At 68.8% G+C, this 25,004-nt stretch carries 26 protein-coding genes; 16 read left to right on the top strand and 10 right to left on the bottom strand.

Translation table 11 applies throughout. From position 1 onward, the window contains the following. The first annotated feature begins 27 nt into the window (after nt 1–27). Complete coding sequence (locus FK531_RS17905) at nt 28–1,050, top strand: hypothetical protein (protein ID WP_142101723.1); 1,023 nt, start codon at nt 28–30, stop codon at nt 1,048–1,050. Nucleotides 1,051–1,144: 94 nt separating this feature from the next. Beyond that, entirely contained in the window at nt 1,145–1,585 is a 441-nt protein-coding gene (locus FK531_RS17900; RefSeq protein ID WP_142101721.1) for a VOC family protein, read from the top strand. A gap of 24 nt (nt 1,586–1,609) precedes the next feature. On the opposite strand, the gene FK531_RS17895 is transcribed toward FK531_RS17900, so the two are convergent. After that, complete coding sequence (locus FK531_RS17895; RefSeq protein ID WP_142101719.1) at nt 1,610–2,185, bottom strand: dihydrofolate reductase family protein; 576 nt, start codon at nt 2,183–2,185, stop codon at nt 1,610–1,612. A gap of 304 nt (nt 2,186–2,489) precedes the next feature. On the opposite strand from FK531_RS17895, the gene FK531_RS17890 reads away from it, so the two are divergent. Then, nucleotides 2,490–5,720, top strand: a complete 3,231-nt coding sequence (locus FK531_RS17890) for an arabinosyltransferase domain-containing protein (protein WP_435531062.1) — start codon at nt 2,490–2,492, stop codon at nt 5,718–5,720. A gap of 154 nt (nt 5,721–5,874) precedes the next feature. On the opposite strand, the gene FK531_RS22465 is transcribed toward FK531_RS17890, so the two are convergent. The 5 genes from FK531_RS22465 to FK531_RS17870 form a co-directional block, all read right to left on the bottom strand. Then, complete coding sequence (locus FK531_RS22465; protein WP_181763022.1) at nt 5,875–6,021, bottom strand: hypothetical protein; 147 nt, start codon at nt 6,019–6,021, stop codon at nt 5,875–5,877. After that, nucleotides 6,012–6,230 carry an enoyl-CoA hydratase/isomerase family protein gene (locus tag FK531_RS17885; protein WP_142101715.1) on the bottom strand — a complete coding sequence of 73 codons (219 nt, stop codon included), beginning with the start codon at nt 6,228–6,230 and terminating at the stop codon, nt 6,012–6,014. The genes FK531_RS22465 and FK531_RS17885 overlap by 10 nt, the downstream gene beginning before the upstream one ends. Further along, complete coding sequence (locus FK531_RS17880) at nt 6,227–7,243, bottom strand: TIGR03617 family F420-dependent LLM class oxidoreductase (protein ID WP_142101713.1); 1,017 nt, start codon at nt 7,241–7,243, stop codon at nt 6,227–6,229. Before FK531_RS17880 ends, FK531_RS17885 begins: the two co-directional genes overlap by 4 nt. A 140-nt stretch (nt 7,244–7,383) precedes the next feature. Continuing rightward, nucleotides 7,384–7,935, bottom strand: a complete 552-nt coding sequence (locus FK531_RS17875; RefSeq protein ID WP_142101711.1) for a TetR/AcrR family transcriptional regulator — start codon at nt 7,933–7,935, stop codon at nt 7,384–7,386. Further along, nucleotides 7,932–9,935 carry an MFS transporter gene (locus FK531_RS17870; RefSeq protein ID WP_246098243.1) on the bottom strand — a complete coding sequence of 668 codons (2,004 nt, stop codon included), beginning with the start codon at nt 9,933–9,935 and terminating at the stop codon, nt 7,932–7,934. The genes FK531_RS17875 and FK531_RS17870 overlap by 4 nt, the downstream gene beginning before the upstream one ends. 52 nt (nt 9,936–9,987) lie before the next feature. On the opposite strand from FK531_RS17870, the gene FK531_RS23010 reads away from it, so the two are divergent. From FK531_RS23010 to FK531_RS17845, 5 genes are all read left to right on the top strand, one after another. Next, the gene (locus tag FK531_RS23010) at nt 9,988–10,461 is read left to right on the top strand and encodes a putative nucleotidyltransferase substrate binding domain-containing protein (protein WP_142101709.1); all 474 of its coding nucleotides are present in this window, start codon (nt 9,988–9,990) and stop codon (nt 10,459–10,461) included. Between the two features lie 230 nt (nt 10,462–10,691). Beyond that, nucleotides 10,692–12,113 (top strand): amidase, encoded by a 1,422-nt coding sequence (locus tag FK531_RS17860; RefSeq protein ID WP_142101707.1) that lies wholly within the window; start codon nt 10,692–10,694, stop codon nt 12,111–12,113. Nucleotides 12,114–12,161: 48 nt separating this feature from the next. Next, nucleotides 12,162–12,857: a TetR/AcrR family transcriptional regulator gene (locus tag FK531_RS17855; RefSeq protein WP_142101704.1), complete on the top strand. Its 696-nt coding sequence runs from the start codon at nt 12,162–12,164 to the stop codon at nt 12,855–12,857. Then, on the top strand, nt 12,854–13,270 hold the full coding sequence (locus FK531_RS17850; RefSeq protein WP_142101702.1) for an HIT family protein: 417 nt from the start codon (nt 12,854–12,856) through the stop codon (nt 13,268–13,270). The genes FK531_RS17855 and FK531_RS17850 overlap by 4 nt, the downstream gene beginning before the upstream one ends. Nucleotides 13,271–13,349: 79 nt before the next feature. Continuing rightward, nucleotides 13,350–14,513 (top strand): barstar family protein, encoded by a 1,164-nt coding sequence (locus FK531_RS17845; protein WP_142101701.1) that lies wholly within the window; start codon nt 13,350–13,352, stop codon nt 14,511–14,513. A 28-nt stretch (nt 14,514–14,541) separates the two neighbouring features. Here the strand turns inward: FK531_RS17845 and FK531_RS17840 are convergent, their stop codons facing one another. From FK531_RS17840 to FK531_RS17830, 3 genes are read right to left on the bottom strand one after another with little or no spacing between them, the layout of a single operon-like run. Then, nucleotides 14,542–15,123, bottom strand: a complete 582-nt coding sequence (locus FK531_RS17840) for a hypothetical protein (RefSeq protein WP_142101980.1) — start codon at nt 15,121–15,123, stop codon at nt 14,542–14,544. Between the two features lie 40 nt (nt 15,124–15,163). Then, nucleotides 15,164–16,444, bottom strand: a complete 1,281-nt coding sequence (hisS, locus tag FK531_RS17835; RefSeq protein WP_142101700.1) for a histidine--tRNA ligase — start codon at nt 16,442–16,444, stop codon at nt 15,164–15,166. A 15-nt stretch (nt 16,445–16,459) separates the two neighbouring features. Then, entirely contained in the window at nt 16,460–17,140 is a 681-nt protein-coding gene (locus tag FK531_RS17830) for an MBL fold metallo-hydrolase (RefSeq protein ID WP_142101699.1), read from the bottom strand. Nucleotides 17,141–17,273: 133 nt separating this feature from the next. Between FK531_RS17830 and FK531_RS17825 the strand changes: the two genes are divergently transcribed. The 6 genes from FK531_RS17825 to FK531_RS17800 all read left to right on the top strand — a co-directional run bounded on the left by FK531_RS17825 (nt 17,274) and on the right by FK531_RS17800 (nt 22,568). Then, on the top strand, nt 17,274–18,146 hold the full coding sequence (locus FK531_RS17825; protein ID WP_142101698.1) for a peptidylprolyl isomerase: 873 nt from the start codon (nt 17,274–17,276) through the stop codon (nt 18,144–18,146). Nucleotides 18,147–18,178: 32 nt separating this feature from the next. Then, the gene (locus FK531_RS17820) at nt 18,179–18,964 is read left to right on the top strand and encodes a peptidylprolyl isomerase (RefSeq protein WP_142101978.1); all 786 of its coding nucleotides are present in this window, start codon (nt 18,179–18,181) and stop codon (nt 18,962–18,964) included. 216 nt (nt 18,965–19,180) lie between these two features. After that, entirely contained in the window at nt 19,181–19,498 is a 318-nt protein-coding gene (locus tag FK531_RS17815) for a hypothetical protein (RefSeq protein WP_142101697.1), read from the top strand. Between the two features lie 114 nt (nt 19,499–19,612). After that, nucleotides 19,613–20,287 carry a TetR/AcrR family transcriptional regulator gene (locus FK531_RS17810; RefSeq protein ID WP_142101696.1) on the top strand — a complete coding sequence of 225 codons (675 nt, stop codon included), beginning with the start codon at nt 19,613–19,615 and terminating at the stop codon, nt 20,285–20,287. Nucleotides 20,288–20,418: 131 nt separating this feature from the next. After that, nucleotides 20,419–21,930 carry an MFS transporter gene (locus FK531_RS17805; RefSeq protein WP_142101695.1) on the top strand — a complete coding sequence of 504 codons (1,512 nt, stop codon included), beginning with the start codon at nt 20,419–20,421 and terminating at the stop codon, nt 21,928–21,930. Between the two features lie 86 nt (nt 21,931–22,016). Continuing rightward, entirely contained in the window at nt 22,017–22,568 is a 552-nt protein-coding gene (locus tag FK531_RS17800) for a hypothetical protein (protein WP_142101694.1), read from the top strand. A 146-nt stretch (nt 22,569–22,714) separates the two neighbouring features. Here the strand turns inward: FK531_RS17800 and FK531_RS17795 are convergent, their stop codons facing one another. After that, on the bottom strand, nt 22,715–23,176 hold the full coding sequence (locus FK531_RS17795; protein WP_142101693.1) for an SgcJ/EcaC family oxidoreductase: 462 nt from the start codon (nt 23,174–23,176) through the stop codon (nt 22,715–22,717). Between the two features lie 92 nt (nt 23,177–23,268). Between FK531_RS17795 and FK531_RS17790 the strand changes: the two genes are divergently transcribed. Together FK531_RS17790 and FK531_RS17785 are read left to right on the top strand one after the other, a co-directional pair. Beyond that, nucleotides 23,269–23,799, top strand: coding sequence for a MarR family winged helix-turn-helix transcriptional regulator (locus FK531_RS17790; RefSeq protein WP_142101692.1), 531 nt, complete (start codon nt 23,269–23,271; stop codon nt 23,797–23,799). 54 nt (nt 23,800–23,853) lie between these two features. After that, a complete protein-coding gene (locus FK531_RS17785; protein WP_142101691.1) occupies nt 23,854–24,975 on the top strand; it encodes an amidohydrolase family protein in 1,122 nt (373 codons plus the stop codon). Nucleotides 24,976–25,004 lie beyond the last annotated feature (29 nt).

The raw sequence follows: 25,004 nt of genomic DNA, 5'->3' as shown, positions 1-25,004 counted from the left end.
GCGTTGGAGTGCATTAGTTTCCACTTCATGGACACGGTCTCGCTACTGGTCGCCTCACCGCGCGGCCGGTACTTCTGCTCGAACGTCGGCTATGCCGCCGACAACGGCAAGCCGCGCCCCAATGAGCTCGTGCAATCGGCCGGCCAGGTCCTCGACGTCCTCGCGAACGTCGACGTCCGCGCGGTCGCCCGGTTGACGGAGATCGAGCTGCTCGACGCGTTGGCCCTGGCCACCGACTTTGCCCGCTACTGGCAGCCACCGGACAGGGAAGACCTGATGTTCGCTCGCCCGGAAATCGTTGCCGCCCTGCGGCCGATCGCCCAGGCAGCCCTGGCCTCACCCCATACCGACTGGTGGGCGGACCCCGTCGATCTCGGCAACCAGCGGTTGGTGGAGAAGCGCTACTCCCACCACGGCTGGTCGGAGTTGCCGCTGCGGATCCGCCGAGTCGACGGCCACCTGGAACGGTGGCGAGCGGACGCACTCACCAACGAACGCCGGTTCCGGGAGTATCTGATCGACGATCCGGACAGGCAGATCGGCGGCGAATGGTGGTCCACCCCGATCACCGGCGGGACACCCGTCACCAGCCGCGCGCGGGACGGCCTCGGCGCCCTGGAACTGCTGCTCGAAGAGGACGACATCTCGGATGGCAAGAACGCACGTGTCTGGCCGGTACGAATCGACGGCACGCCCCGCATCTACGAGATCACGAGTCCGGCGGCCTGGGCGCACCTTGTCGACACGTATCCCTTGCCGGTACCGGCGTCACGTCGCTCCGACTGGTACGCCACCACCGGAGAACACCACGACTGGTTCATTCCGGACTGGCTTGCGGTAGCGGCGGACTACGACGCCGTGCACCTGACCGTGCACGGCTACCTCACCACGCCCGGGATCGCGATCCCCCTCGCCGCCCATGCAGGTGCCACCGTGCTGGGCGGCTGGAACCCCGACGCCACCTTCTGGCTGCGTGGTGACCACATCGTCGTCGACGGGGATCCGACCGAGTGGCACCGGACCTCGGACGACCCCTGGGCGCGCGCCTGAGTAGCGCCGCGGGGTCCACCCGGTCGGCGATCACGGCCGGTCTCGACGAGGTCTCAGCGTCGACACTCAAGACAACTGTTGGAGGACAGATCCCATGGCACACGTGCACCGTTTCGACCACATCGGCATCACCGTCGCAGACCTTGCCTCGGTCACGGCCTTCTTCGTCGGACTGGGTCTCGAGGTCGAGGGCACCGGATCGGTGGAGGGCGAGTTCGTGGAGACCGTCTGCGGCATCCCGGGCGCGCACTGTCAGATCACCATGCTGCGGCCGCCCGGCGGTGGGTCCCGGCTGGAGCTCTCGAGCTTCGTCACGCCCGACCACCGGCCCGGATCGCCCACCGCGATGGCCAACGAGCTCGGTCTGCGCAACGTGTCGTTCGAGGTCGGGAACCTCCGGGCGGTCGTCGACGAGTTGGCGATGGACGGGTACGGGCTCATCGGCGGCATCGGGGAGTACGAGAACAGCGTGCAGATGGCCTACGTGCGTGGGCCTGAAGGGATCATCGTGTCCCTGTTCGAGCAGATCGGCTGACGCACCTGCCGCCGACAGGGGCGGTCAATGAAGAGTCGGTCGGTAGATGAGCTCCTGGATGTGACCGTCGAGGGTCCGGCTCTCGATCAGTTCGAGGTCGAAGTCGGCCGCACCCTGGAAGATCGGGTCGTCACCGGTCTGACCGGTGATCACGGGGAAGAGCGTCACCTGGATGAGGTCGACCAGGCCGGCGGCCATCAGCGCCCGGTTCATCGACAGGCTGCCGTGTGAGCGCAACGGCACCTCGGACTCCTGCTTGAGGCGGGCGACGACGTCGACGGCGTCACCGCTCACGACGGTCGCGTCCGGCCAGTCGAGAGGTCCGTGCAGGGTGGTCGACACCACCGTCGCCGGCAGACTCCTCATCCGGGAGACCCATGGGTCGCGCACCGACTCCTCTGTGTCCGAGGCCAGCAGCTGTGTGAACGCCCGATAGGTGTTGGCCCCGAAGACCATCCGCTGCTCCGTCTCGTACAAACCGAGGCGATGGTCGAGCAGTTCGGGGCCTTGCTTGCCCCAGTAGCCGCCCCAGTCCCCGTCGCTGACGCCGCCGAAGCCGTCGAGGCTGGAAAAGACGTCGAAGGTGTAGGTGGCGGTCATGGCGCTCTCCTCGGGTCCAAGTGACAAGGTCTGTGGATACAGACGGGAAATTACGGCGAAACTCATCGCCGTTCGACTCCCGGAGTCCCGGTCGCCCCGCACCCAGTCGAACATGCCGCCACCCTGGACCGCTGGAATACGGACGTCGAGACCGTCGGCGTGAGCACGCCGCCGAGCTCACCGACCTGGACACAGGCCGACTCACGGAGCGGGTCGCATGGGCGGTCCCACACTCGTTGCAAGGAGCCACGGCGAAAGACCATCTGGGACCTTTCCCGGATCCGCCCGTCTAGCATCGATCGTCGTGACCGACAGTGCCGTGGCCGACCGAACGCAGTCCGACCGACCGGACCCGACCCCGGTGTCCCGTGGGGATGTGACCAGGGTCCGGGTCGTCGCCGCCGTCGCGTCGGTGCTCGCGATCCTGGCCGCCGTGTCGGTGCCGTTCCTGCCGGTACAGCAGGAGACCGCGAAACTGTCCTGGCCGCAGGCGGGTTCGCTCACCAGTGTTGATGCTCCGCTGGTCTCGTACGCGCCGCTCGAACTCGACCTGAAGATTCCCGCGGCCGCGGTACAACAGTTGGCCGCGGCGGGCGGTGTCGTCGTCTCGACCGCCCCGGTGGGCTCAGCGGACGCGGCGCGCTACGGGCTCGTCGCCCGCATCAACGCGGGCGCGGATGGCGGATCCGCACAATTCGAGATCGTTCAACGCGACCAGCACCTGCTCTCGGTCCCGGTCGCCGACCTCGCGGGGCGGGCGGTGACCGTGACGTCGACCGCGGAACAGACCACCACCACGGTCGACGGCAGCGACGGGGCCACTCTCACCGGCGACTTCCGTCCGCAGATGGTCGGCGTATTCACTGATCTTCACGGCGCTGCTCCCGTTGGCCTGTCGGTGACCGCCGATCTCGACACCCGGTTCACGTCGACGCCGTCCGCGGTCAAGCTCGTCGCGATGATCGTCGCCGTCCTCGCGACGGTGGTCGCCCTCGTCGGGCTGCACCGGATCGACTCGCTCGACGGTCGTCGGGCGCGGCGGTTCCTGCCTGCGCGGTGGTGGAAGTTCGCGCCGATCGACGCGGTTGTGGTCGGGACCCTCGCGTTGTGGCACTTCATCGGCGCGAGCACCTCCGACGACGGCTACCAGTTCACGATGGCGCGGTCGTCGCTCGAATCGGGCTACATGGCCAACTACTTCCGGTGGTTCGGCGTCCCGGAGGCGCCGTTCGGGACCCCGTACTACGACCTGCTCGCGTGGATGACGAAGGTGTCGGTCGCCAGTCCGTGGATTCGACTCCCCGCCCTGATCGCGGGCATCGTCTGCTGGCTGGTGATCAGCCGCGAAGTGGCCCCGCGTCTCGGCGTCGCCGTCCGCCGAAACAGGGTGGCCCTGTGGACCGGCGGTCTGGTGTTCCTCGCCTTCTGGCTGCCGTACAACAACGGCCTGCGTCCCGAGCCGATCGTCGCCGCCGGGGTGCTGCTGACGTGGTGCTCGGTCGAACGCGCGATCGCGACCCGGCGCCTGCTCCCCGCCGCCGTCGCGATCCTCGTCGCAGCGCTCACCGTGACCGTCGGACCGTCGGGGATCATCTGCTTCGGCGCGCTCGTCGCGGGCGCCCGGCCGGTGCTGCAGATCGTCGCGGCACGCGCCAAGACCGTCGGCTACCTCGCCGTCCTCGGCCCGATCGCCGCGGCAGGTCTCGTTGTCCTGGTCGCGGCGTTCGCCGACCAGACCCTCGCCGCGGTCCTCGAGATGCAACGAGTGCACACAATTCCACCGACGAACGCCTGGTTCGAGGAGTACAAGCGCTACGAGTGGCTGTTCAACATCAACGCCGACGGATCGCTGGCCCGCCGGTTCGGGGTGTTCGTGATGGTGCTCTCGATCGTCTCGAGCCTGCTGGTGATGCTGCGACGCGGCGGCCGGATCCCCGGCACCGCGGCGGGCCCGTCACGCCGGATCATCGGCATCACCGCCGCCGCGATGGCGCTGATGATGTTCACGCCCACCAAGTGGACCCACCATTTCGGGGTGTTCGCCGGCCTAACCGGTTCGCTCGCTGTCCTGACCGCAGTCGCGGTGGGCCCGCTGGTGCTGCGGTCGCGACGCAACCGGGCACTGTTCGCCGCGGCGATGCTGTTCGTTCTCGCGCTCGCGTTCACCAGCAGCAACAGTTGGTGGTACATCTCGGCGTGGGGCATCCCGTGGTGGGACAAGCCGGTGATGATCGCCGGTCACGGCGCGGGCACCGTCCTGCTCGGTCTGACGGTGGTGATGCTGCTCGTCGCAGCGTGGTGCTTCTTCCGGGAACCCCACGAGGACAAGTCCACTCGCCCGGGCCGGCTGTGGTCGATTCCACCGCTGACGGTCGTGGCCGGTGCGATGGTCGTGTTCTTCGTGCTCTCGATGACCAAGGGCGCCGTCGCGCAGTACCCGTCGTTCTCGTTGGCCAAGTCGAACTTCGGGGCCCTCGCCGGGCACTCCTGCGGCCTGGCGGAGGATGTGCTGGTCGAAACCGATCCCAACGCGTCGATGCTGCAGCCGCTGACTGCCGCACCGGCGAACGCGCTCGGCGCAGAAAACGTCGGATTCACCCCGAACGGGGTGGCCCGCGACTTGACGTCCGACGAGAAGGCCGCGTCCGAGGGTATGGCGAAGTCACTCGACAACGACGACGCCAAGTCCAGCAACGCGGCCGGCACGGCAGGCGGCCAAGGTTCCGTCGGCATCAACGGCAGCAGCGTTGCCCTGCCCTTCGGGCTCGACCCGGCGACCACCCCGGTACTCGGCACCTACGGCGCCGGCGGCCCGGCGTCGTTGACCTCGGACTGGTACGCATTGCCCGAGGGCGGCGACCTGGTGTCGATCACCGCCGCGGGCCGCGTGTACTCGGTGAACGCCGACGGCATCATCACCCCCGGTGCGCGCGTCGAACTCGACTACGGTGTCCGGGGCGGCGACGGCGCCGTTCAGAAGCTGGGCAGTGCCCTTCCCATCGACATCGGACCCGCGCCCTCGTGGCGAAACCTTCGGATACCGCGCGATCGGATTCCCAGGGAGGCGAACGCCGTACGGGTGGTCGTGGACGACAGCGACACGCGGCCCGACCAGTGGGTCGCCGTGACACCGCCGAGGGTCCCGAGGACGACCACCCTCAACGAGCTGGTCGGCTCGACCACACCGACCATGATCGACTGGGAGGTGGCACTGCAGTTCCCGTGCCAGCAGCCCTTCGCCCATCGTCTCGGCGTCGCCGAGATCCCGGAGTACCGGATCCTCCCGGACCGACCCGGTGCGGTGATGACGAGCCTGTGGCAAGACCACTTCGGCGGCGGCCCACTCGGGTGGATCGACCTCACCGCAACTGGACGCACCCTCCCGACCTACCTCGACGGCGACTGGGACCGCGACTGGGGCAGCCTCGAGCAGTACTCGCGAATCGACCCGAACGCTGAACCCGCACAGCTCGACACCGCGACCGTGGAACGTTCGGGCACGTGGAACCCGGCACCGATCAACATCGCGTGGTGATCGGTCGAGTCGACAGCCAATAACCGCCAAGGAGATCGGGGGCGCCCGCTGGGCCATCTCCCCGGTGGCCGCGACGGTGCCCGCTGTGTCGCGGCCACCGATGCGGGTGAACTCCTCAGCTCCTGGCCGATCAGCGGCTGACGTGTTGCTCGGACTACACCCACAGCGCGGTCGCCGGATCGGCGGCGTGGTCGGCGGCGTGGGCACGGTGCGCGTCGGACGAGACCGTCACCACCCGGGACACGGTCCCGGAACGCTCAGCCGCGGTGGTGGTCTCCGGACCGAAGCTGTTCATTCCCACGGTAATTCCTTCCATTCTGTCGACAGTCGCGCGGTCCAGCGGGGGTCTCGGTGTTCGAGGTACGCGCGGACGCCCTCGGCTGCGTCGAGGTCTCGGTAGAGCTCACCGAGACGCCTGCCCATGGCACCGCTGAAGGCGTTGCGCTGCCGCGACCGGTTCAGCGTGAGGGTCGCGACTCCGCCGTCGATCTCGGCCAGGACGTCGCTCACGGTGCCAGCCCCTTCACTGCCGTGACGAGCTCCGCGATGTGCTGCCCCTGCACCTGGTAGCCGGGGAAGTAGCAGCACACCCGGTCGGCGTGGTCCCCGAAGCGGGCGACGATCTCGGCGGCACACTCCTCGGGGGTGCCGTGCACGGCGAGGGTGGCGAGCATCCTGTCGTCGATCAGATCTGTCATCGCGGCGTACTCGCCCTGCTTGGACAGCGCGTTCAGCTTCGGCTGCGCGTCGGCCCATCCCTCGACCTCGAGGACCGGCCGGTATGCGGGAGTCGAACCGTAGAACGCGAGCAGACTGCGCACGCCACGCGATGCCGCCTCGAGCTCCTCCGGTGTGCGGCCGACCCCGACGATCACCTGCGGGTAGATCGCGAGGTCCGCGGCGGTACGACCGCCGCGTTCGAGCCCCTCCCTCACCGCCGGCAGCGTCCGCTCCCGGAAGTGCCGGACGCTGTTGAACGGCATCACCAGCAGGCCGTCGGCCACCTCGGCCGCCGTTCGGGTCATGACGGGCCCGAGCGCCCCCATACAGATCGGCGGCGGACCGTACGGGTTCGGCCCCGGATCGAAGGTCGGTGGCATCAACGTGTGCGTGGTGAACTCACCCTCGAACCGCAGACGCGAATTGCCCTCCCACGCATCGAAGATCGACTTGATCGCCAGGACCGTTTCACGCATGCGGGCGGCCGGGCGCGACCATTGCGCGCCGTACCGCTTCTCGATGTGCGGGCGGATCTGTGATCCGAGTCCGAGCCGGAAGCGGCCGCGACTGAGGGTCTGCAAGTCGTAGGCGGTGTTGGCGAGGTGCATCGGGCTGCGGGGCAACGCGATCGCGACGTTCGTCATCAGGTCGACGTCCACTGCGGCCGCCGCCGCGACCAACGGCACGAACACATCGTGCGCGCCCTCGAAGGTGAACAGGCCGTCCACTCCGAGTTCGACGAGTTCGCGTGCGCGGCGCGCCGCGTCTTCCGGCCGACCGTCGAGTTGGACGTCTATCTGCACGGGTGTTTCTCCTTCTGCCGGGCGGAATCTCGTCGCTGTGCCGAGGCAGAACCTACAACGCATTGCCCGACGAATCGACGAATTGGCCTACACCTCGGACGATCCCCGGGCACCCACCTGACCGGTTCACACGTCAGCGCTCACGGCCCGTCCGCGCCGTCCACGATCGCCTGCACCAGCGCCCCGTACCGTTCGATCAGCTCCTCTCGCTCGATGACGTCGGTGCCGAGCAGACCCATCGTCCGCGTGCCACCCGCCAGGCCGAGCAGCACGGCGAGGACCAACTGCGAACGGACCTTGCTCGCGGAGGTGTCGCCGATCCGGTCTGCGATCGCGGCGACGTAACGCTGGTGATAGTCCGCCCGCGCGGCCTCGCGGTCCTCGGACTCGTGGATCAGCAGCAGCACCGTCGCCAGCGGCTCGGGCGCATCGGTGTCGCGACGTTCGACGAGGCGGCGAACCAGGCCGTGTCCCACCGGTTCCCGGGCACCGAGCTCATCGGTGATCGTCGGTTCCGACGGGTCCGCCGCGGCGAGAAGACCCGCCTTGCTGCCCATCAGCTTCATCACCAGTGCCGGCGAACATCCGGCCGCGGCGGCAATGTCCTTGATCGTCGTCGCGGTGTACCCCCGCCGCGCGAACAGGTCACGGGCGGCGGCGATGACGGCGTCACGGGTGGACGGCGAGCTCACCTCGCCACGACCGGCGCGGCGACATGGTGTGCGACCGGCACGACGTCCTCGGCCAGGTCGAGGTCGACTTCTTCGGGCCGGGCGAGGACGAGGAGCGGCCGCGTCACGGTGCACCGGTCGCTGCCGAGCACGGTGATCAGGTAGCGACCGGTCGGCGGCTGCGCGAGCTCGTAGCGCCCATCCCTGCCGGTGACCGTCGATGCCACGTACTCCCCCGTCGCCTGGACCAGGCTGACCACCGCGTCCGGGCACGGCACCCCCGACTCCGTCACGCGGCCGGTCAGCCTCAGCCGCTGCGCCAGGACCACGGACTGCCGGGAGTCGGAGCCGTCGAAGTCGAGCACCTGCGACTGCGACGCCCATCCGTCCGCACTGGCGACCACCAGGTACGGACCCGGCGCCGGCAGCACCACGGAGAACTCCCCGGTGTTGTCGGCCCGACTCCAGTCGACCGGCTCCCCCGTGGTGCGCAGTACCGTGATCACCGCCTGCCGGATCGGCGCCAGGTCGGCCCGCAGCACCGAGCCGGTGACCACGAGTTCGGAGGGAACCTCCTCCTCGGCGGGCGTGACCGGGACCGTCGGTGCAGCGGACGCAGCAGCAGCGGTGGCGCGCGGGATGTACGCGGCGACCACGGTGCCCGCGAGCGCGGCCATGGCCGCCATCCCGAAGACGACCTGGAACGCGCCGAGCGACGGCAGCTCGTGTCCCGCCACGTCCATCGTGATCGTGGTCAGGATCGCCGAGATCACCGCGCTGGACACGGATGTGCCGACCGACCGCAGCAGGGCGTTGAGTCCGTTCGCCGATGCGGTCTCGGTGATCGGCACCGAGCCCATGATCAGCATCGGCATGGTCGCGTAGGCGATGGCGGTGCCGGAGGTCACCAACATCGAGCCGAGGACGATCAGGGGCACCGAGCCGGTCAGGAAGATGCGCGCGGTGTATGCGGCGGCGAGCACGATCGTGCCGATCAGCAGTGTGTACTTCGCGCCGATCCGTCCGGTCAGCCGTCCGGCGATCGGTGCCACGACCACCATCATCAGGCCGCCCGGCATCATGCACAGTCCCGCGACGAGCACCGACAGCCCGTGCCCGTAGCCGGTGGCCTCGGTCATCTCCAACTGCTGGGTTGTCGACATCATGTTGGCGTACATGGAGATTCCCACGAGCAGCGCGGCGATGTTGGTCAGCAAGACCGGCCTCCGCGCTGACGTGCGCAGGTCCACCATCGGTTGGTTGACGCGCAGCTCGAACGGGAACCAGATCGCGAAGGCCACGATCGCGACGACCAGCGCCAGGATCGTCGGCTCGCTCAGCCAGCCCCACGTGCCGCCCTTCGAGATCGCCAGCAACAGTGCCGCCAGCGCGACGGACAGCAGCACGGCGCCGCCGATGTCGAAGCGGCCGGGTGTGCGGACCGGCGATTCGGGGACGACGGCCAGCACCGCGACCAGCATCGCAACGCCTGCGATCGTGGACACCCAGAAGACCGCTTCCCAGCCGAGGTGCTGGTACACCAACCCGGTCAGCGGCAACCCGAGTGCGGAACCGATGCCGAGCGTCGCGCTCATCATCGCCGTCGCGCCGGCGACCTTCGCCTTCGGGAGTTCGTCGCGCAGGATGCCGATGCCGACCGGGACCAGAGCGGACGCAAGACCTTGCAGGCCGCGGCCGATCAGGACGGTGACGAAGGTGCCGCCGACCGCGGCGATCACCGACCCGACGACCATGGTCGACAGCGACACCAGCATCATGCGGCGCTTGCCGAACATGTCCGCCAGCCGAGAGACGATCGGGGTGGCGACCGCCGCCGTCAGCAGCGTGATGGTGACCAGCCAGGATGCGCTCGCGTAGTCGATGTGGAGGATCGCCGGGAACTCGGTGAGCAGCGGGATGACCAGTGTCTGCTGCAGTGCCACGAGGGTTCCGGACATGCACAGCACCGTGGTGAGCACCCCGGTGGACACCCGGGTCGACGGTTTCGAGTGACTGGACAAGCGGCATCTCCGAGAGCAGACGGGAAACACAGGGTGAACGGCCGTTCACCCCATGGGAGTGAACACCCGTTCACCCCTCCCGTGCAACCCGGACAATCCCGGCCTGCCGCCGCGGCGGCGGTCAGGCCGCCTCGCTTCCCGCACTCTTGGCGAACTCACCCGCCATCGCCCAGGCGTCCCGTTCGGCCGCGAAGGCCGCGACCTGCGTCGCGCGGAACCCGGCAATCGAATCCGCATTGTCGGCCAGGAACCGCTCGTGCTCGGCGAGCGAGAACGAGCCGGGCGCACTGGCCTCGCGGCCGAGGTTCGCACGGCCCGAGGCGGATTGGCGGACGCAGCGACCCCCGCGCGGCCGCGGGCGGCGGCCGCGGCCGGGGTGCTGCCCGACGACGACGCATCGACACTCGTGGAGGCGTTCGACGTGCTCGCCCAGATCCGGCTCCGGCACCAGTGCGAGCAGCTCGAACGGGGCGAACAACCGGTCCCACCGAGCGGGATGCGCCCCCTACGCGAGCGCCGATTGTGATCACCGCCGCGGTATGCGGATCCGCTATCTTCCAGTACTGCAATCCATTTGGGCTTCAGTTCGGGTATTGCGCGACAAAGAAGAATGTCTTACGTTGTGGTCGCCACGTTGCGTACCGACGAGAACTGCTCCTCGGGGGCGCCGATCTCCACCGCTTCGCTTGCCACAACGCCTGACCTGACGTCCACGTGCGGAATCGCTCGCCGTCGGACGACCACACGGAGGATTGCATGGAAAGCCTGTTCGACAACCAGGACATGACGGGCCTCGCGGCCGCGATCCGCGACGGCGAGGTGTCGGCCCGCGAGGTCGTCGAGTTCGCGCTGCACCGCCTCGAGGAACGCAATCCCACCGTCAACGCGGTGGTGTGCGAGCGTGGGGAGGCCGCGCTCGCCGAGGTGGACGACGGTCTGCCGGACGGTCCGTTGCGTGGAATCCCGTTCCTGATCAAGGACCTCGGGGCCGACGTGGCGGGACTGCCGACCACCAACGGTTCCCGGATGTTCGCGGGCCGGATCGCGCAGCAAGACAGCAAACTCGTCTCCCGGTACCGGCGGGCGGGCCTCGTCGTGATCGGCAAGACGAACACCCCAGAGTTCGGCCAGAACGCGAGCACCGAACCGGTGCTGTTCGGTCCGACACGCAATCCGCACCGCCTCACCCACAGTGCGGGCGGGTCGTCGGGTGGAGCGGGTGCGGCGGTCGCGGTGGGCATCACTCCGGCGGCCCACGGCAGCGACGGTGGCGGTTCGATCCGCATCCCGTCGTCGGCCAACGGATTGGTGGGTCTCAAGCCGTCCCGTGGTCGGATGCCGTCCGCGTCGCCGATGGCCTCCCCTATGGCGGTGCAGCATGCACTCACCCGCAGCGTCCGCGACACCGCACTGCTGCTGGACCTGACGTGTGGGCCCGCGGTGGGCGCCGCGTTCGGCATCGCATCGCCGGCCCGCCCCTACGCCGAGGAAGTCGGTGCCGATCCCGGCACGCTGCGCATCGGACTGACCACGACGATGCCGTCCGGGGATCCCGTGCACCCCGACTGTGCGGCTGTCGCGTCGGACGTCGGAATCATGCTCGAGAAGTTGGGGCATCGCGTCGAGACCGCGGCGCCGGACTTCCCGTACGACGCGTTGATCGCGGCGATTCAGTACCTGATGGCGTCATCGATGTCGGTCGAGATCGATCAGCGGCTCGCCGAGTTGGGACGGCCGCTGCGGGACGACGATCTCGAGACCATGGCACGGGTGCAGTACGAACGCTGCAAGGGCCAGGCCAGCGCCACCGACCTCGCGTTCGCCTACACCGAACTCGAGCGTGCGGGCCGGCAGATCGGGCAGTTCTTCACCGGGTACGACCTTCTCCTCACCCCGACCCTGGGGCGACCCACGCCGCCGCTGGGAGTGCTCGACAGCATGGATCTCGAGGCCATGTGGAAGCACGCCGGCGACTTCTCCGCGATGACCTCCCCGTTCAACTGCACAGGGCAGCCGGCGATCTCGCTGCCGCTGGGAACGGACTCGAACGGCCTGCCGCTCGGCGCGCAGCTCGTCGCGGCCCACGGCCGGGAGGATCTGTTGCTGCGGGTCGCATCACAGCTCGAGGCCGCGTACCCGTGGAACATTGCACCGACCTGGCCGGCAATCGAGGGCTGACGCCACACGATGCCGTCCATCGCGCCCCACTGGTGGCAGGATCGACAGGTGACCACCGCAGGCCCCGGACGCCCCCGACTGACCAAGCAGCGACGACCGGGGCCGACCGCGCAGGCCGAGATCCTCGACGCCGCCGCGGAACTGTTCACCACCCGGGGGTTCGCGTCCACCTCGACGCGGCAGATCGCCGAGGTGGTCGGGGTCCGTCAGGCCTCGCTCTACCACCACTTCTCGACCAAGGACCACATCCTTGCCGCACTGCTGGAGAAGACGGTCTCCGCACCGTTGGAGCTGGCGAACCGGCTGGCCGGCCGCGACGAGTCGGCGGCGGTCCGGTTGTATGCGTTGATCCTGTTCGACAGCGGCCAGCTGATGTCGGGCCGGTGGAACCTCGGTGCCCTCTGCCTGCTGCCCGAGCTGCGCACCGAGCGGTTCGCCCGGTTCCGTCGCGAACGCCAACTCCTGTGTGTGCAGTACGAGGCGTTGTCGGCGGCCGTGCTCGATCAGCTCGGCGCCGGCGATGCAGCCGGTCGCGCAGGCCTGCCGTTCCGCATCGTGGAGACCGTGATCAACGAGCGCAGTGATGCCGAAACGGTGTGGGACACCGAGACCGAAGGGTCCGCGCCCGGTGGTGTCGACTCGCCGGCGCTGCTCGCCGATGCCGGTCTGCGGGTGCTGGGCTGGACGGACGTCGAATCCCTGCGGGCGCCGTCCGAGCAACTGCTGTCCGCCGCGGCAACGTGAGCACCGACTGCGGGTTCTGCGCTCTGGTCGCCGACCCGGCGGGTGCCGACGTCGTGTTCGAGGACGCCGACACGCTCGCCTTCCTCGACCGCCGACCGGTGTTCAAGGGCCACACCCTCCTGGTGCCGCGCACGCACGTCGCGACTCTCGCAGACCTCCCGGCCGACCTGGTGACGCCGGTCTTCGCTGCCGCGCAACGACTTTCCGCCGCCGTGGTCGCCGGACTCGGCGCCGAGGGGTCCTTCGTGGCGATGAACAACGTGGTCTCCCAGAGTGTCCCGCACCTGCACGTGCACATCGTCCCGCGCACCAAGGGCGACGGGCTCCGCGGATTCTTCTGGCCGCGGACCCGGTACGCCGACGCGACGGAGTCCGCCGACTACGCCGCACGGATCAGGTCGGCACTTGGCTGAGAACCGGACACTCGTCCCGAGCGGCCCTCACCACCACCACACTTCGCTGAGCGCCGCTTCGCTGTGGCATCGTCGGGGTATGGACGAGACGCCCACCATCACCGACGACGAGTCACCCGTACGGCCCCCACGTCACCGCACCAGTGACGACTCGGAAACTCCAACGGGCGACCCGATCCCGCGTCTCGACGACGTCGAATCCGATGTCTCGGCCGATCAGTGGATTGTCGACGCTGTCAGGGACATCAACGACGCTGTCAACGCGCTCTCGCTGCCCGCACCGCAGACGGATGACGAGCGAGCCCCGGCCGAGGAGACTTCGGACGCCGCCACGAGCACCGGAGAAGCCGCGGACGCCGCTGCGAGCATCGACGGCGTGGACCCGCACGAGATCGCCGACGATGACGCACCACCGTTCTGGGATCGGCTGGACGACGTCGCACGCGGCCGGGGTATCGCGGATCCACGATTCCCGTGGCTGCGCATCCACCAGGGAAGGCCGGCACTGCATTCCGCGATCGCGACGGTACTCGCGGACCCGACCCAACCGCCGACCCACGTCGTCACCATCCAGGGCGCCCGGTGCCGGTCACTGTCCGAGTTCTGCAGCACGTGGGGCGATGCGCTCGAATTCCCCCGCTACTACGGTCGGAACATCGATGCGTTCAGCGAGTGCTTCCGCGACCTGCTCGACCTCTCCGACGGCGGAATCGGAAGCCAGTTCGGTGACCGGCCCGGCCGACCTGTCGAGCGGTTGGTGATCTGTGTCGCCGATGCCGAACTGATGCTGGAACACGAAGACCTGACGGGTCCGGAGGAGCTGATCGAACTCCTCGATCAGCTCTGGTCGGACGTCGCACAGCCACGATGCGACCTGCACGTGGTCTACAGTCCCGGAAACGATTTCAGCCGCGAAGCGCTACGGCAGCGAATCGGGATGACGGGCTCGGCCGCGGAGCGCGCGGCGAGCCTCGCGCGCAGGATCGACGTCCTCGCGTCACTCGCCGCGGCACTGGACCGACGTGACGACCTCTTCGACGCGGTGTCGGGTGCCGAGACGAATGCCGAGACACTGACCGCGGTGCAGGAGCTTCTGGGACTCTCACCCGCCGGTGCGGCCGCGGTGACGTCGATGCCCGTGACCTCGTTCAACGCCTCGCATCAACGCGGATACCGACGCCGGCTCGACACACTGCGTGCCGAACACAGGAAGCTGACATCCGCAGGCGGCCAGGTCGAATAGTCGCCCACGGGTCCACCGACGCGGCCGTCTACCCGACGAGCCGGACGACCTCGTCGTCGGTCAGTACCGTCTCCGGCACCCGACTCGCCTCGCGTGCCAGCTGCACTGCGCGGAAGAGCGGCCGCTCCTCGAGTCCGGCGCCCCGCGCCTCCGCCCGCAACTGGCCGATCAGCGCGTCGGACATCGCGACGGCGGGCACGAGGTCGCCGGACACCAGCGCGTCGGCGAGCGAGCGCAGAGCCAGCACCTCGAGCTCGCGGCCACCGTCGGCGGTGTAGAGCGCCAGCGGGACCGACACCCGGCGCGTGTTGTCGCCGACCCGCAGCGCCACCTGGCTGACCCGGGCTGCCCGCACCACCAGCTCGGCGCTCAGCGCGAGACTCAGGTTCACCGACTTGGTCCGGATTCCGGTGCACGAGTGCACCGTGGTGCCGGACAACCAGATTCGGCGCCGCATCGCCAGCAGGGCGGACAACGCGGTCGGCACCGCGATGATCGCGCCGACCAGGACCGCCACCGTCACGGGCGCGAACAGTCCGACCACGACGGCGACCAGCGCGCCGAGAACCACCGACACCACCGCGAGCCCGCGCAGCCGCGGCCGGATCATCTCGGCCGGAATCAGGTCCAGCGCAACCGATCCCGCGTTATCACCCGCCGGCAAGGACCGAACCCACCTCGGCGACCACCGATGCCACCGGCACCTGCCGCTGATCGCCGGTCGAGAGGTCCTTGACGCCGATCACGCCGTCGGCGAGGTCGCGCTCGCCGAGGACCAGCGCCAGTCGGGCACCGGACCTGTCCGCCGCCTTCATCGCACCCTTGACACCGCGGCCGCCGTACGCAATGTCCACGCGAATTCCCGCGGCCCGCAACTGTGCCGCGATGACCACGAGCTTCGCCTTGGCTTCGTCGCCCAGCGGCACCCCGAACACCTCGCAGCGCGCCGGACCCGCGATCGCCTTGCCCTCCGCTTCGAGCGCGAGCACCGTGCGGTCGACACCGAGCCCGAACCCGATGCCGGACAAGGCTTGTCCGCCGAGCTGTTCCATCAGTCCGTCGTAGCGGCCGCCGCCACCGATGCCCGACTGCGCCCCGAGGCCGTCGTGGACGAACTCGAAGGTGGTCTTGGTGTAGTAGTCCAGGCCGCGCACCATCCGCGGATTGATCGTGTACGGCACGCCGAGCGCGTCGAGGTGCGCGAGCACCTCGTCGAAGTGGGCCTTCGCCTCCTCCGACAGGTGGTCGAGCATCAGCGGGGCGTTCGCGGTCATCTCCTTGATGTGCGGACGCTTGTCGTCGAGCACGCGCAGCGGGTTGATCTCCGCGCGCCGGCGGGTGTCCTCGTCGAGGTCGAGTGTGAACAGGAACTCCTGCAACAACTCCCGGTACTGCGGTCGGCAGGTGTCGTCGCCGAGCGAGGTGATCTCGAGCCGGAACCCGTCGAGGCCGAGGCTGCGGAAGCCGGCGTCGGCGATCGCGATCACCTCGGCATCGAGCGCCGGGTCGTCGACGCCGATCGCCTCAACACCGACCTGCTGCAGCTGCCGGTAGCGGCCGGCCTGCGGACGCTCGTACCGGAAGAACGGGCCCGAGTAGCTGAGCTTGACGGGGAGCTGGCCGCGGTCGAGCCCGTGCTCGATGACCGCGCGCATCACACCCGCGGTGCCCTCGGGACGCAGCGTCACCGACCGGTCGCCGCGGTCGGCGAAGGTGTACATCTCCTTGCTGACCACGTCGGTGGACTCGCCGACACCGCGCGCGAACAGTCCGGTGTCCTCGAAGATCGGCAGCTCGATGTGGCCGTAGCCGGCGAGGCGCGCCGCGCGGGTCAGTCCGTCACGAACGGCGACGAACTCCGCCGACGCGGGCGGCACGTAGTCGGGGACGCCCTTGGGGGCCGAGAATGCGCTGTTGCTGGGCTTGCTCACGATGTCTACTTTTCCCTACCGCGACCCGGACAGTCCAACCAGGAACGGGTTGGACGCCCGCTCCTGCGCGATCGATGTCGCGCCGCCATGGCCCGGGAGCACCGCCGTCGCGTCGTCGAGCACCAACAGTTTCGCCGCGATCGACGCGAGGAGCTGATCGTGGTTGCCGCCCGGAAGGTCGGTCCGCCCGATCGACCCGGCGAACAGCGTGTCGCCGGTCAGCGCGATCGGCACCGGGCCCTGATCGGTGTCGGCGGTGGTCCGCAGCACCACCGAGCCCTGCGTGTGGCCCGGCGTGTGGTCGACAGTGACGGTGATGCCGGCGAGGTCCAGCACGTCGCCGTCGGCGAGTTCGATCACCTCGGACGGCTCACGGAACTCGGTGTCGCCGATCATCGCGGACAGCGCCGCCCCGGTGCCCCGCAGCGGGTCCGACAGCATGTAGCGGTCGTCGGGGTGGATGTAGGCGGGGATGCCGAACTTCTCGCAGACCGGTTCCACTGACCAGGTGTGGTCGAGGTGTCCGTGCGTCAACAGCACTGCGACCGGGGTCAGCGACGACTTGCCCAGGAACTCCACCAGCGGCTCGGTCGCGTCCTGACCTGGGTCGACGACGATGCACTCGCTCGACCCGTCCTGCGCGAGGATGTAGCAGTTCGTCTGAAATGCTCCGGCGGGGAATCCGGTGACGAGCACGGCGATCGCTCCTAAGTGGCGGGGAAGATTCTCGACCGACAGCCTAGGCGCCCGCCACTCCAGCCTTTTCACAGGTTCTAATGGCACACTCTGTCAGCGACTAATTCGACGGTTTCCCCGGAGGTATGCAGCAGTGCCAAGCAATGAGCAGCGTCGCCAGGCCGCGAAACGCAAGCTGGAGCGGCAGCTCGAACGCCGGGCGGAGCAGTCCCGCAAGCGCAAGCAGATGACGATCGGCGCGTCGATTCTCGGCGTCGTACTCGTCGTCGCCGCCGGCGCCGTGGTCTACACCCTCACGAAGTCCGACGGCAGCTCGGACACGTCCGCCGAGGCCGCGAGCACCACCCAGGAGCCCTCGGCTGCCGCGATGCCCACCGCTCGCGCGCAGGCCCTGCCCGCGACGGTCGACTGCAGCTACCCCTCGGACGGTCAGGCCGCCGCCAAGCCCGTCAACGCGCCGAGCGCGACCGCGGTCGCCGCCGAAGGCACGGTCGCGGTGAACCTGGCCACCAGCGCGGGCCCGATCGGCCTCAAGCTCGACCGCGCGGAGTCTCCGTGCACGGTCAACAGCATGGTCAGCCTCGCCCAGCAGGGCTACCTCAACGACACCCCGTGCCACCGGTTGAGCACGACGGGCCTGAAGATCCTGCAGTGCGGCGACCCGAGCGGTCAGGGCACCGGCGGTCCCGGCTACGGCTTCAACAACGAGTTCCCGACCGATCAGTACGACCCGAACGACCCCAAGCTCTCCAGCCCGGTCACCTATCCCCGCGGTACCATCGCAATGGCCAACACCGGCCAGCCCGGCAGCAACGGCAGCCAGTTCTTCCTGGTCTACGACGACTCGCCACTGCCGCCGATGTACACCGTGTTCGGCACCATCGACGACGCCGGCCTCGCCACCATCGAGAAGATCGCGGCCGCGGGTGACGACGGGTCGATGTCCGCGGGCGGCGGCAAGCCCAACACCCCCGTCCAGATCACCACCGCGACCGTCGCGGCATGAGCGCCGCACCCGCCGTCAGGAGCATCGTGACCGTGAAGAAGACCCTCATCGCGGCGGCCGGCATCGGCCTGCTGCTCGCGGCGACCGCCTGCTCGAGCAGCGACACCTCGTCGAGTTCGTCGGCGACGTCGCTCACCCCGGCGAACCGGACGACCGTCACGGCGCCGGACCTGTCGTCGTACCCGAAGCTGCCCGCCGCCCCCGTCCAGGAGTCCGCGACGGCAGCCTGCTCGTACCCGGCGAGCGGCCAGCCGATCAAGCCGGTGACGCCGCCGAGTGCGGACGGCGTGCCGACGGCGGGAACCGCCACGATCGCCATGACCACCTCGCAGGGGCCGATCGGGTTGACCCTGAACCGCGCCGAGGCGCCGTGCACGGTCAACAGCTTCGTCAGCCTGGCCAGGCAGGGCTACTACAACGACACCCCCTGCCACCGGCTGAGCACCAGCGGGCTCTACATCCTGCAGTGCGGCGACCCGTCGGGCAGCGGTCGCGGTGGGCCGGGCTACGGCTACCTCAACGAGTACCCGTCGAACCAGTTCGCGCCGTCGGACCCGGCCGGGCAGCAGTCGGTCGTGTACCCGCGCGGGACCATCGCGATGGCCAACACCGGCCAGCCCGGCAGTAACGGCAGCCAGTTCTTCCTGGTCTACCAGGACTCGCCACTGCCGCCGCAGTACACCGTGTTCGGCACCATCGACGACGCCGGCCTCGCCACCATCGAGAAGGTCGCCGCGGCGGGCGACGACGGCTCGATGTCCGCGGGCGGCGGGAAGCCGAACACCCCGGTCCAGATCCAGACCGTCACGGCCAGCTAGCGACACGATCGACCGTCTGCCTGCCCCGCGGTTCGGGGCGGCAGGCGGTCGATGCCGTTCACCCACACTTTGTCCTGCGTGGCAGAGCACCAGGTGGTACCGGTCGGGATGCAGCGGGGATTGGCGAAACGCGACGCCGGGTCAACTGCGGTGACAGTGCGAAGGCTCTCGGTCAAAGACCGGGGCGGTGCGCGTCTCACCGGTACGCTCGCGGGCATGGCACTGGGACTGTTGGTGCTGTTCGCCATGTTCGGCCCGTTGCCGTTGCTCTGGTGGGCGGCGGTTCGGGCGAAGCATCGCGGGCTTGGGGGGTCGTTCGTCGGGCCGTTTCAAGAGATGTTCGATCCCGGTGCGGCGCGAGCACAGATCGTCATCGAACAGATCGCGGAACTACCTGATCCTTCGGAATCCGGCGACCCGGACAACGACGACGATGTGCCGTACACAGTGGCGTACAAGGGTGTTCGGCTCTCGATCACATCGGATAAGACGCGGCAGCGTGGAGGCGACGGGACCACCAGGCGAGGTGGGTGAGCACCCACCCACCCACCCACACACCAGACAGGGCGCTCCCGGTGTGCACCGCCCGAACAGCGACACCGCTATTCACCGGCGGGTGGTGCAACCTGTCCCGACGATCCCTCCGGCGTGCCCGTCCGTGGCCGTGGGGCGCGGACCGACGCCCAACGCAACCGCGAGACCATCCTGCGTGCCGCCGACCGGGCGTTCGGCGAGCGGGGAGTCGATGCTCAGATGACCGACGTGGCGGCTCTCGCCGGGCTGGGAATGGGCACCGTCTATCGCCATTTCCCCAACAAGGAGGCGCTCGTCGACGCGCTGCTGTTGGACCACTTCCAAGGGGCCGAGCGGGCTGCGCTGACGGCGAGCGAGGAACCGGACCCGTGGACGGGACTCGAGCGATTGGTCCACCACATCGCCGAAACGAGCAGGAAGCGCTACCTGTCCCAGTTCATGGGCGGCCGGATCAACGGCACACCCGAGTTACAGCGTCAGCGACTGGCTTCCTATCAGCTTCTCGCCGATGTGGTCGATGCGGCAAAACGCAAGGGGCAACTCAGGTCCGACGCCGAGGCCAGTGACGTTCTGATCGCGACCATCAGCCTGGCGCGGGCCGGTTGGGGTGCGTCGGAACTGGCCGGCCATGCCGTCCGCCGACACCTGGCGATCTTCCTGGAGGGGCTCCGCGCCCCCGCGCAACACCCCATTTCGGATGCGCCCCTGCAGCGCACCGAGTTCGAGACGCTCGTCGCGGAGTTCGCCCAACCGACCCCCGCGTTCCGACGTGGTCAACGCAGCCGGTGATTCCGGCTACGCGGCTCCCGGCACCGGACCAAGCCCGAATCCGCAACCGACACTGACGAATCCGGCCCGTTTCGTATCGCACGATCCGGTTCCCGAGGCCCAACCACTCCCAGTATGAGGAGATCTCCGCAATGACACATTCCGATGTACAACCGGAACCGGACCCGCGGCGCTGGAAGGCTCTCATCTTCATCTGCCTGGCGCAGTTGATGGTGGTGCTCGACGGCACCGTGGTGAACATCGCCCTGCCGCACGCGCAGGCGGATCTGGGGTTCTCCGACGCCAATCGGCAGTGGGTGATCACCGCCTACGCACTGGGTTTCGGCGGGCTGCTGCTGCTCGGCGGCCGCATCTCCGACATGTGGGGCCGTCGGCGCGCGTTCATGGTCGGACTGGTCGGGTTCGCCGCGGCGTCCGCGCTCGGCGGCGCGGCGGTCAGCACCGAGATGCTCATCGGGGCGCGCGCGCTGCAGGGCGTGTTCGCGGCGCTACTGGCCCCGGCCGCACTGTCGCTGCTGACGGTCACCTTCAGCGAGGCCAAGGAGCGCGCAAAGGCGTTCGGCATCTACGGCGCCATCTCCGGCGGCGGCGCGGCGATCGGACTGATCCTCGGCGGCATCCTGACCGAGTACCTGAACTGGCGTTGGACGCTGTACATCAACGTCGTCTTCGCGGCCATCGCGCTGGCGGGTGCGGTGTGGGAGATTCGCGAACCGGCAGGTGCACGCCACCGGGGCCGCCTCGACATCCCCGGAGTACTGCTGGCCAGTTCGGGCCTGGCGGCGGTCGTGTACGGGTTCAGTCGCGCGTCGACCGACGGCTGGAGCGACTCGGTGACCATCGCGGTCCTGGTCGCTGCCGTCGTCCTGCTGGCTGCGTTCGCAGTGGTGCAGGCGCGTGTGCGCGAGCCGCTGCTGCCGCTGCGGGTGGTCGCCAACCGCAACCGGGGCGGCGCCTACCTGTCGTTGGGCCTCGCGGTGATCGGGATGTTCGGCATGTTCTTGTTCCTGACCTTCTACCTGCAGGTCGTGCTCGGCTACAGCCCTGTCGTCGCCGGCGTGGCGTTCCTGCCGATGGTGGTCGGAATGATGATCGGCTCCACCCAGATCGGCGCCCGTCTCGCGGTCCGCATCCCACCACGGTTGCTGATGGCACCGGGTCTACTGGTCGGCGCGTGCGGGCTGGCGATCCTGGCGCAGATGAAGGTCGACAGCCCATATGCGGCGGTGGTGCTGCCCGGGCTGTTCCTGATCGGCCTCGGACTGGGAACCACGTTCATGCCGGCGATGAGCGTCGCCACGCACGGCGTGCAGCCCCGTGACGCGGGCGTCGCCTCGGCGATGGTGAACACCTCGCAGCAGATCGGCGGAGCGATCGGCACCGCACTGCTGAACACCATTGCAACCAGCGCCACCGCCGCCTACGTCACCTCGCATTCGAGCCTGGTGACCTCCCCCGCGGCGGGACAGGCATTGAAGATGGAGGCGATGGTGCACGGCTTCTCGGTCGGCATCTGGTGGGCCGTGGCGGCGCTGGTCCTGTCCGCTGTCGTCGCGTTCACCCTGATCACCACAGGACGCCTGTCGGCAACCGAACGCCCCGACGAGGACGAGGAGACCGTCCCGGCGATACACGGCCTGTAGCCAGTCCGCCGGTTGCGCCGGCCGTCGGGTCCCAAGCCGATCGGGGAGTACGGCGCAACCGCCAGGTGATCCGACGAGGAGCCGGGATGAACGCACCGGGAATCACCGACCAGCAGATCGCAGCGATGTCCGCTGCACAACGTCGGGAGCTGATCGAGCGGCTCGAGCGACCGGCCGCCGACCTGCTGCCATCGCCAGGTGCGGTGGCACGCATTCGGCGCCTGCGGCTCGGACTGATCATCAGCGGATCGGTCGGGTTGATTCCGTGGATCGTGTTCTTCGCGGTCACCCTCCCGAATCAGTACGTCGCGCACAACTGGCCGGCCACGTGGGTCGGTTTCGACGTCCTGCTGGTGACGATGATGGCCGCCACAGCCGTACTCGGTTGGCAGCGCAGGCTTCTTCTCGTGCTGACAGGCTTCGCCACCGGGATCCTGCTCATCTGCGATGCCTGGTTCGACATCATGACCGCCGACCCCGACGACGTCTGGGTCGCGCTCGCGACGGCCGTGTTCTTCGAGCTCCCCCTGGCCGCGATCCTGGTCGTCGGCACGCTTCGGCTAGTCCACATCATGGCCGGCCGGTTGTGGCTGCTGCAGCCGGGGATGCACCTGTGGCAGGTGCGGATCCCGTTGTGAGGCTCCGACGCCCAACCCGTACAGGACGATTCACCTGGTGAACGGGGAGCGAATGAACGCGCGCGGACGCACCGGGTCCGACCGCTGCCCAGCATCGGCGATTTCGCAGGCGCACTCGGCGCTGCCGCGGTGCCGGCGGTGAGCAGTTACTGCCGCTGCGCGGCGGGGATCGTGCCGGGTGCTGTCTTGAACGAGATGGCCTCCATCAGCGGCTTGCGCTGGGTGTTCTGGAAGGCCGCGATGCGCCACTGCCCGTCGCCCTCGCGGACGAAGGTACAGGACTGCACCTTCGACAATTTCGAGGCCTTGGGCGGGGTGGCGCCCTTGTAAGTGTCGCCGCGGCTGGTGACCACCGCGGTGTCGGGTCCGTAGAAGCGGATGTCGGTGATCTCGCTGGCCAGTTTTGTGTTCTTCAGGAACTTCGCGAACAACGTGCGGTGGCAGGCCACGATGTCGGCGCGGCCGCTGTAGTAGGTGCCGACGAATGTGACATAGGTGGCGTCGGCGGTGAACGACGCACCGTAGGCGTCGGCGTCGTTGCGACCCCATGCCTCGCTCATCTGCTCCATCACCTCGGTGAGTGCGGTTGTGTCGTCCTGGGTGGTCATACCGGCCTCCTATTCGTTAATCTGAAGCAGAACCTGTTTTGACACATTATCTGCATTCATACAGATTAACAGCCGCAAAGGTGCTCACGGCAATGACAGACACCACACCGACCGACCCCCACGTGATCTTCCGCCAGTACCTGGACGCAGTCGGTCTGCACGGGATGGCCGGTGCACAAGCGGCTGGTCTACAACCCACGGAGTGGTATGCGCTGAGCATCATCACCCTGGCGGGGCGCATCACCTCCGGGGAACTCGCCGCTCGCACTGGACTGACCACCGGCGCGACAACCCGACTGATCGACCGCCTCGAGCAGGGGAACTTTGTGCGCCGTGCGGCAGACTCAGCCGATCGGCGACGCGTCATGGTCGAAGCCGTGGCCGACACCTTCCCCGGCGTCGAGAAGGCCGTCGAACCGGCTCGGCGTCGCATCGCCGAGGTGCTGGACCGCTACACGCCCGCGCAGCGGGAGGTGTTGTTCGACTACTTCGCCCATGCCGCACCCGCCTTCCGCGCGGCCACCGAGGAAATCCGCGCCAACACTCCGGACCACCGCCGACCCGGCCGCAAACCGACGAAGACCACAACCCTCCCCATGCGGTCGATTTCGCCGAGTCCCTGAACGTGCTGCCGGTGACCGAGTTTCGGATGCGAGAACGGAAAGGCGAACAGGCTCATGACGATCGAGCCCAGCAACGCCGAAGGCAAGTCCGTGGGCGGTCGGACGGCCCTGACCAATGTCCGCGTCTTCGACGGCCGCAACCTGTCCGAGCCCCGCACCGTGGTCATGGACGGCGCCGTGATCGGCACCGACGCCACGGACGCCGAGGTGGTCGACGCGGACGGTGGGGTGCTGCTGCCCGGCCTGATCGACGCCCACATCCACCTGGACAGCCGCGACAACCTGGAGCAGCTGTGTTCCTTCGGGGTCACGACCGCCTTGGACATGGCGACCTGGCAGCCGCGACTGGTGGAGCAACTGCGCGGTACTCCTGCGGTGACCGACATCCGCAGCGCGGGCACGCCGGTTGTCGGGGATGTCGACCCGGACGCGGTGCCGGGAGTGCCCCCTGATCTGGTGCGCGAGGCGATCATCGGTTCCCCCGACGACGCCGAGGACGGCGTGGCGTGGCGGGTGGCCCAGGGCTCGGACTACATCAAGATCATGCTGGGGCCGGCGGGTCCGGGCGAGCAGGGCGGCCAAGACCAGGCCACCGCCGAAGCCGTGGTCGCGGCCGCGCATGCGCATGGCCGCAAGGTCGTCGCACATGCCCTCACCGTCGACGCCTACCGTATGGCCGTCGCCGTTGGCGTCGACGTCCTCACGCACGTGCCTCTCGACCGGGTTCTGGAGCCGCAGCAGGTGAGCAGGATCGCGGCAGGAGGCCAGGTCTGCGTGCCGACCCTGACCATGATGCAGGCGGTAGCAGCACTCGGCGAGGCCGCCGCGTTCGCTGCAGCCTTGCGCACCGTCGCCGCCCTGTACCGAGCCGGAGTGCCGATCGTCGCAGGAACCGACGCCAACGCCCTGCCCGGGGTTCCGTTCCACGTCAAGCACGGCCAGAGCCTGCATCACGAACTCGAACTCCTCGTCGACGCCGGACTGAGCACCACCGACGCCCTCCGGGCGGCCACCTCCCTGCCCGCCCGACACTTCGGGCTCACCGACCGCGGCGCCATCGCCCCAGGCCTTCGCGCGGACCTGATCCTGATCGACGGCGACCCTCTCGCCGACATTCGCGCCACCCGCAACATCGCCCGCATCTGGTGCGGCGGAACAGAACACGCTCCCGCCTGACGAACACACGACATCTCAGTTTGCCGATA

Source organism: Rhodococcus spelaei (assembly GCF_006704125.1).
Taxonomy (GTDB): domain Bacteria; phylum Actinomycetota; class Actinomycetes; order Mycobacteriales; family Mycobacteriaceae; genus Rhodococcus_G; species Rhodococcus_G spelaei.
Note: the sequence above shows the minus strand (reverse complement) of the source record. Positions and strands in the feature narration are given on the sequence as shown.

Coding starts and splice junctions, on each gene's coding strand:
- FK531_RS17905 (WP_142101723.1), top strand. CDS start 28: ATGGACACGGTCTCGCTACTGGTCGCCTCACCGCGCGGCCGGTACTTC.
- FK531_RS17900 (WP_142101721.1), top strand. CDS start 1,145: ATGGCACACGTGCACCGTTTCGACCACATCGGCATCACCGTCGCAGAC.
- FK531_RS17895 (WP_142101719.1), bottom strand. CDS start 2,185: ATGACCGCCACCTACACCTTCGACGTCTTTTCCAGCCTCGACGGCTTC.
- FK531_RS23010 (WP_142101709.1), top strand. CDS start 9,988: ATGGGAGTGAACACCCGTTCACCCCTCCCGTGCAACCCGGACAATCCC.
- FK531_RS17860 (WP_142101707.1), top strand. CDS start 10,692: ATGGAAAGCCTGTTCGACAACCAGGACATGACGGGCCTCGCGGCCGCG.
- FK531_RS17845 (WP_142101701.1), top strand. CDS start 13,350: ATGGACGAGACGCCCACCATCACCGACGACGAGTCACCCGTACGGCCC.
- FK531_RS17840 (WP_142101980.1), bottom strand. CDS start 15,123: ATGATCCGGCCGCGGCTGCGCGGGCTCGCGGTGGTGTCGGTGGTTCTC.
- FK531_RS17815 (WP_142101697.1), top strand. CDS start 19,181: ATGGCACTGGGACTGTTGGTGCTGTTCGCCATGTTCGGCCCGTTGCCG.
- FK531_RS17805 (WP_142101695.1), top strand. CDS start 20,419: ATGACACATTCCGATGTACAACCGGAACCGGACCCGCGGCGCTGGAAG.
- FK531_RS17800 (WP_142101694.1), top strand. CDS start 22,017: ATGAACGCACCGGGAATCACCGACCAGCAGATCGCAGCGATGTCCGCT.
- FK531_RS17795 (WP_142101693.1), bottom strand. CDS start 23,176: ATGACCACCCAGGACGACACAACCGCACTCACCGAGGTGATGGAGCAG.
- FK531_RS17790 (WP_142101692.1), top strand. CDS start 23,269: ATGACAGACACCACACCGACCGACCCCCACGTGATCTTCCGCCAGTAC.
- FK531_RS17785 (WP_142101691.1), top strand. CDS start 23,854: ATGACGATCGAGCCCAGCAACGCCGAAGGCAAGTCCGTGGGCGGTCGG.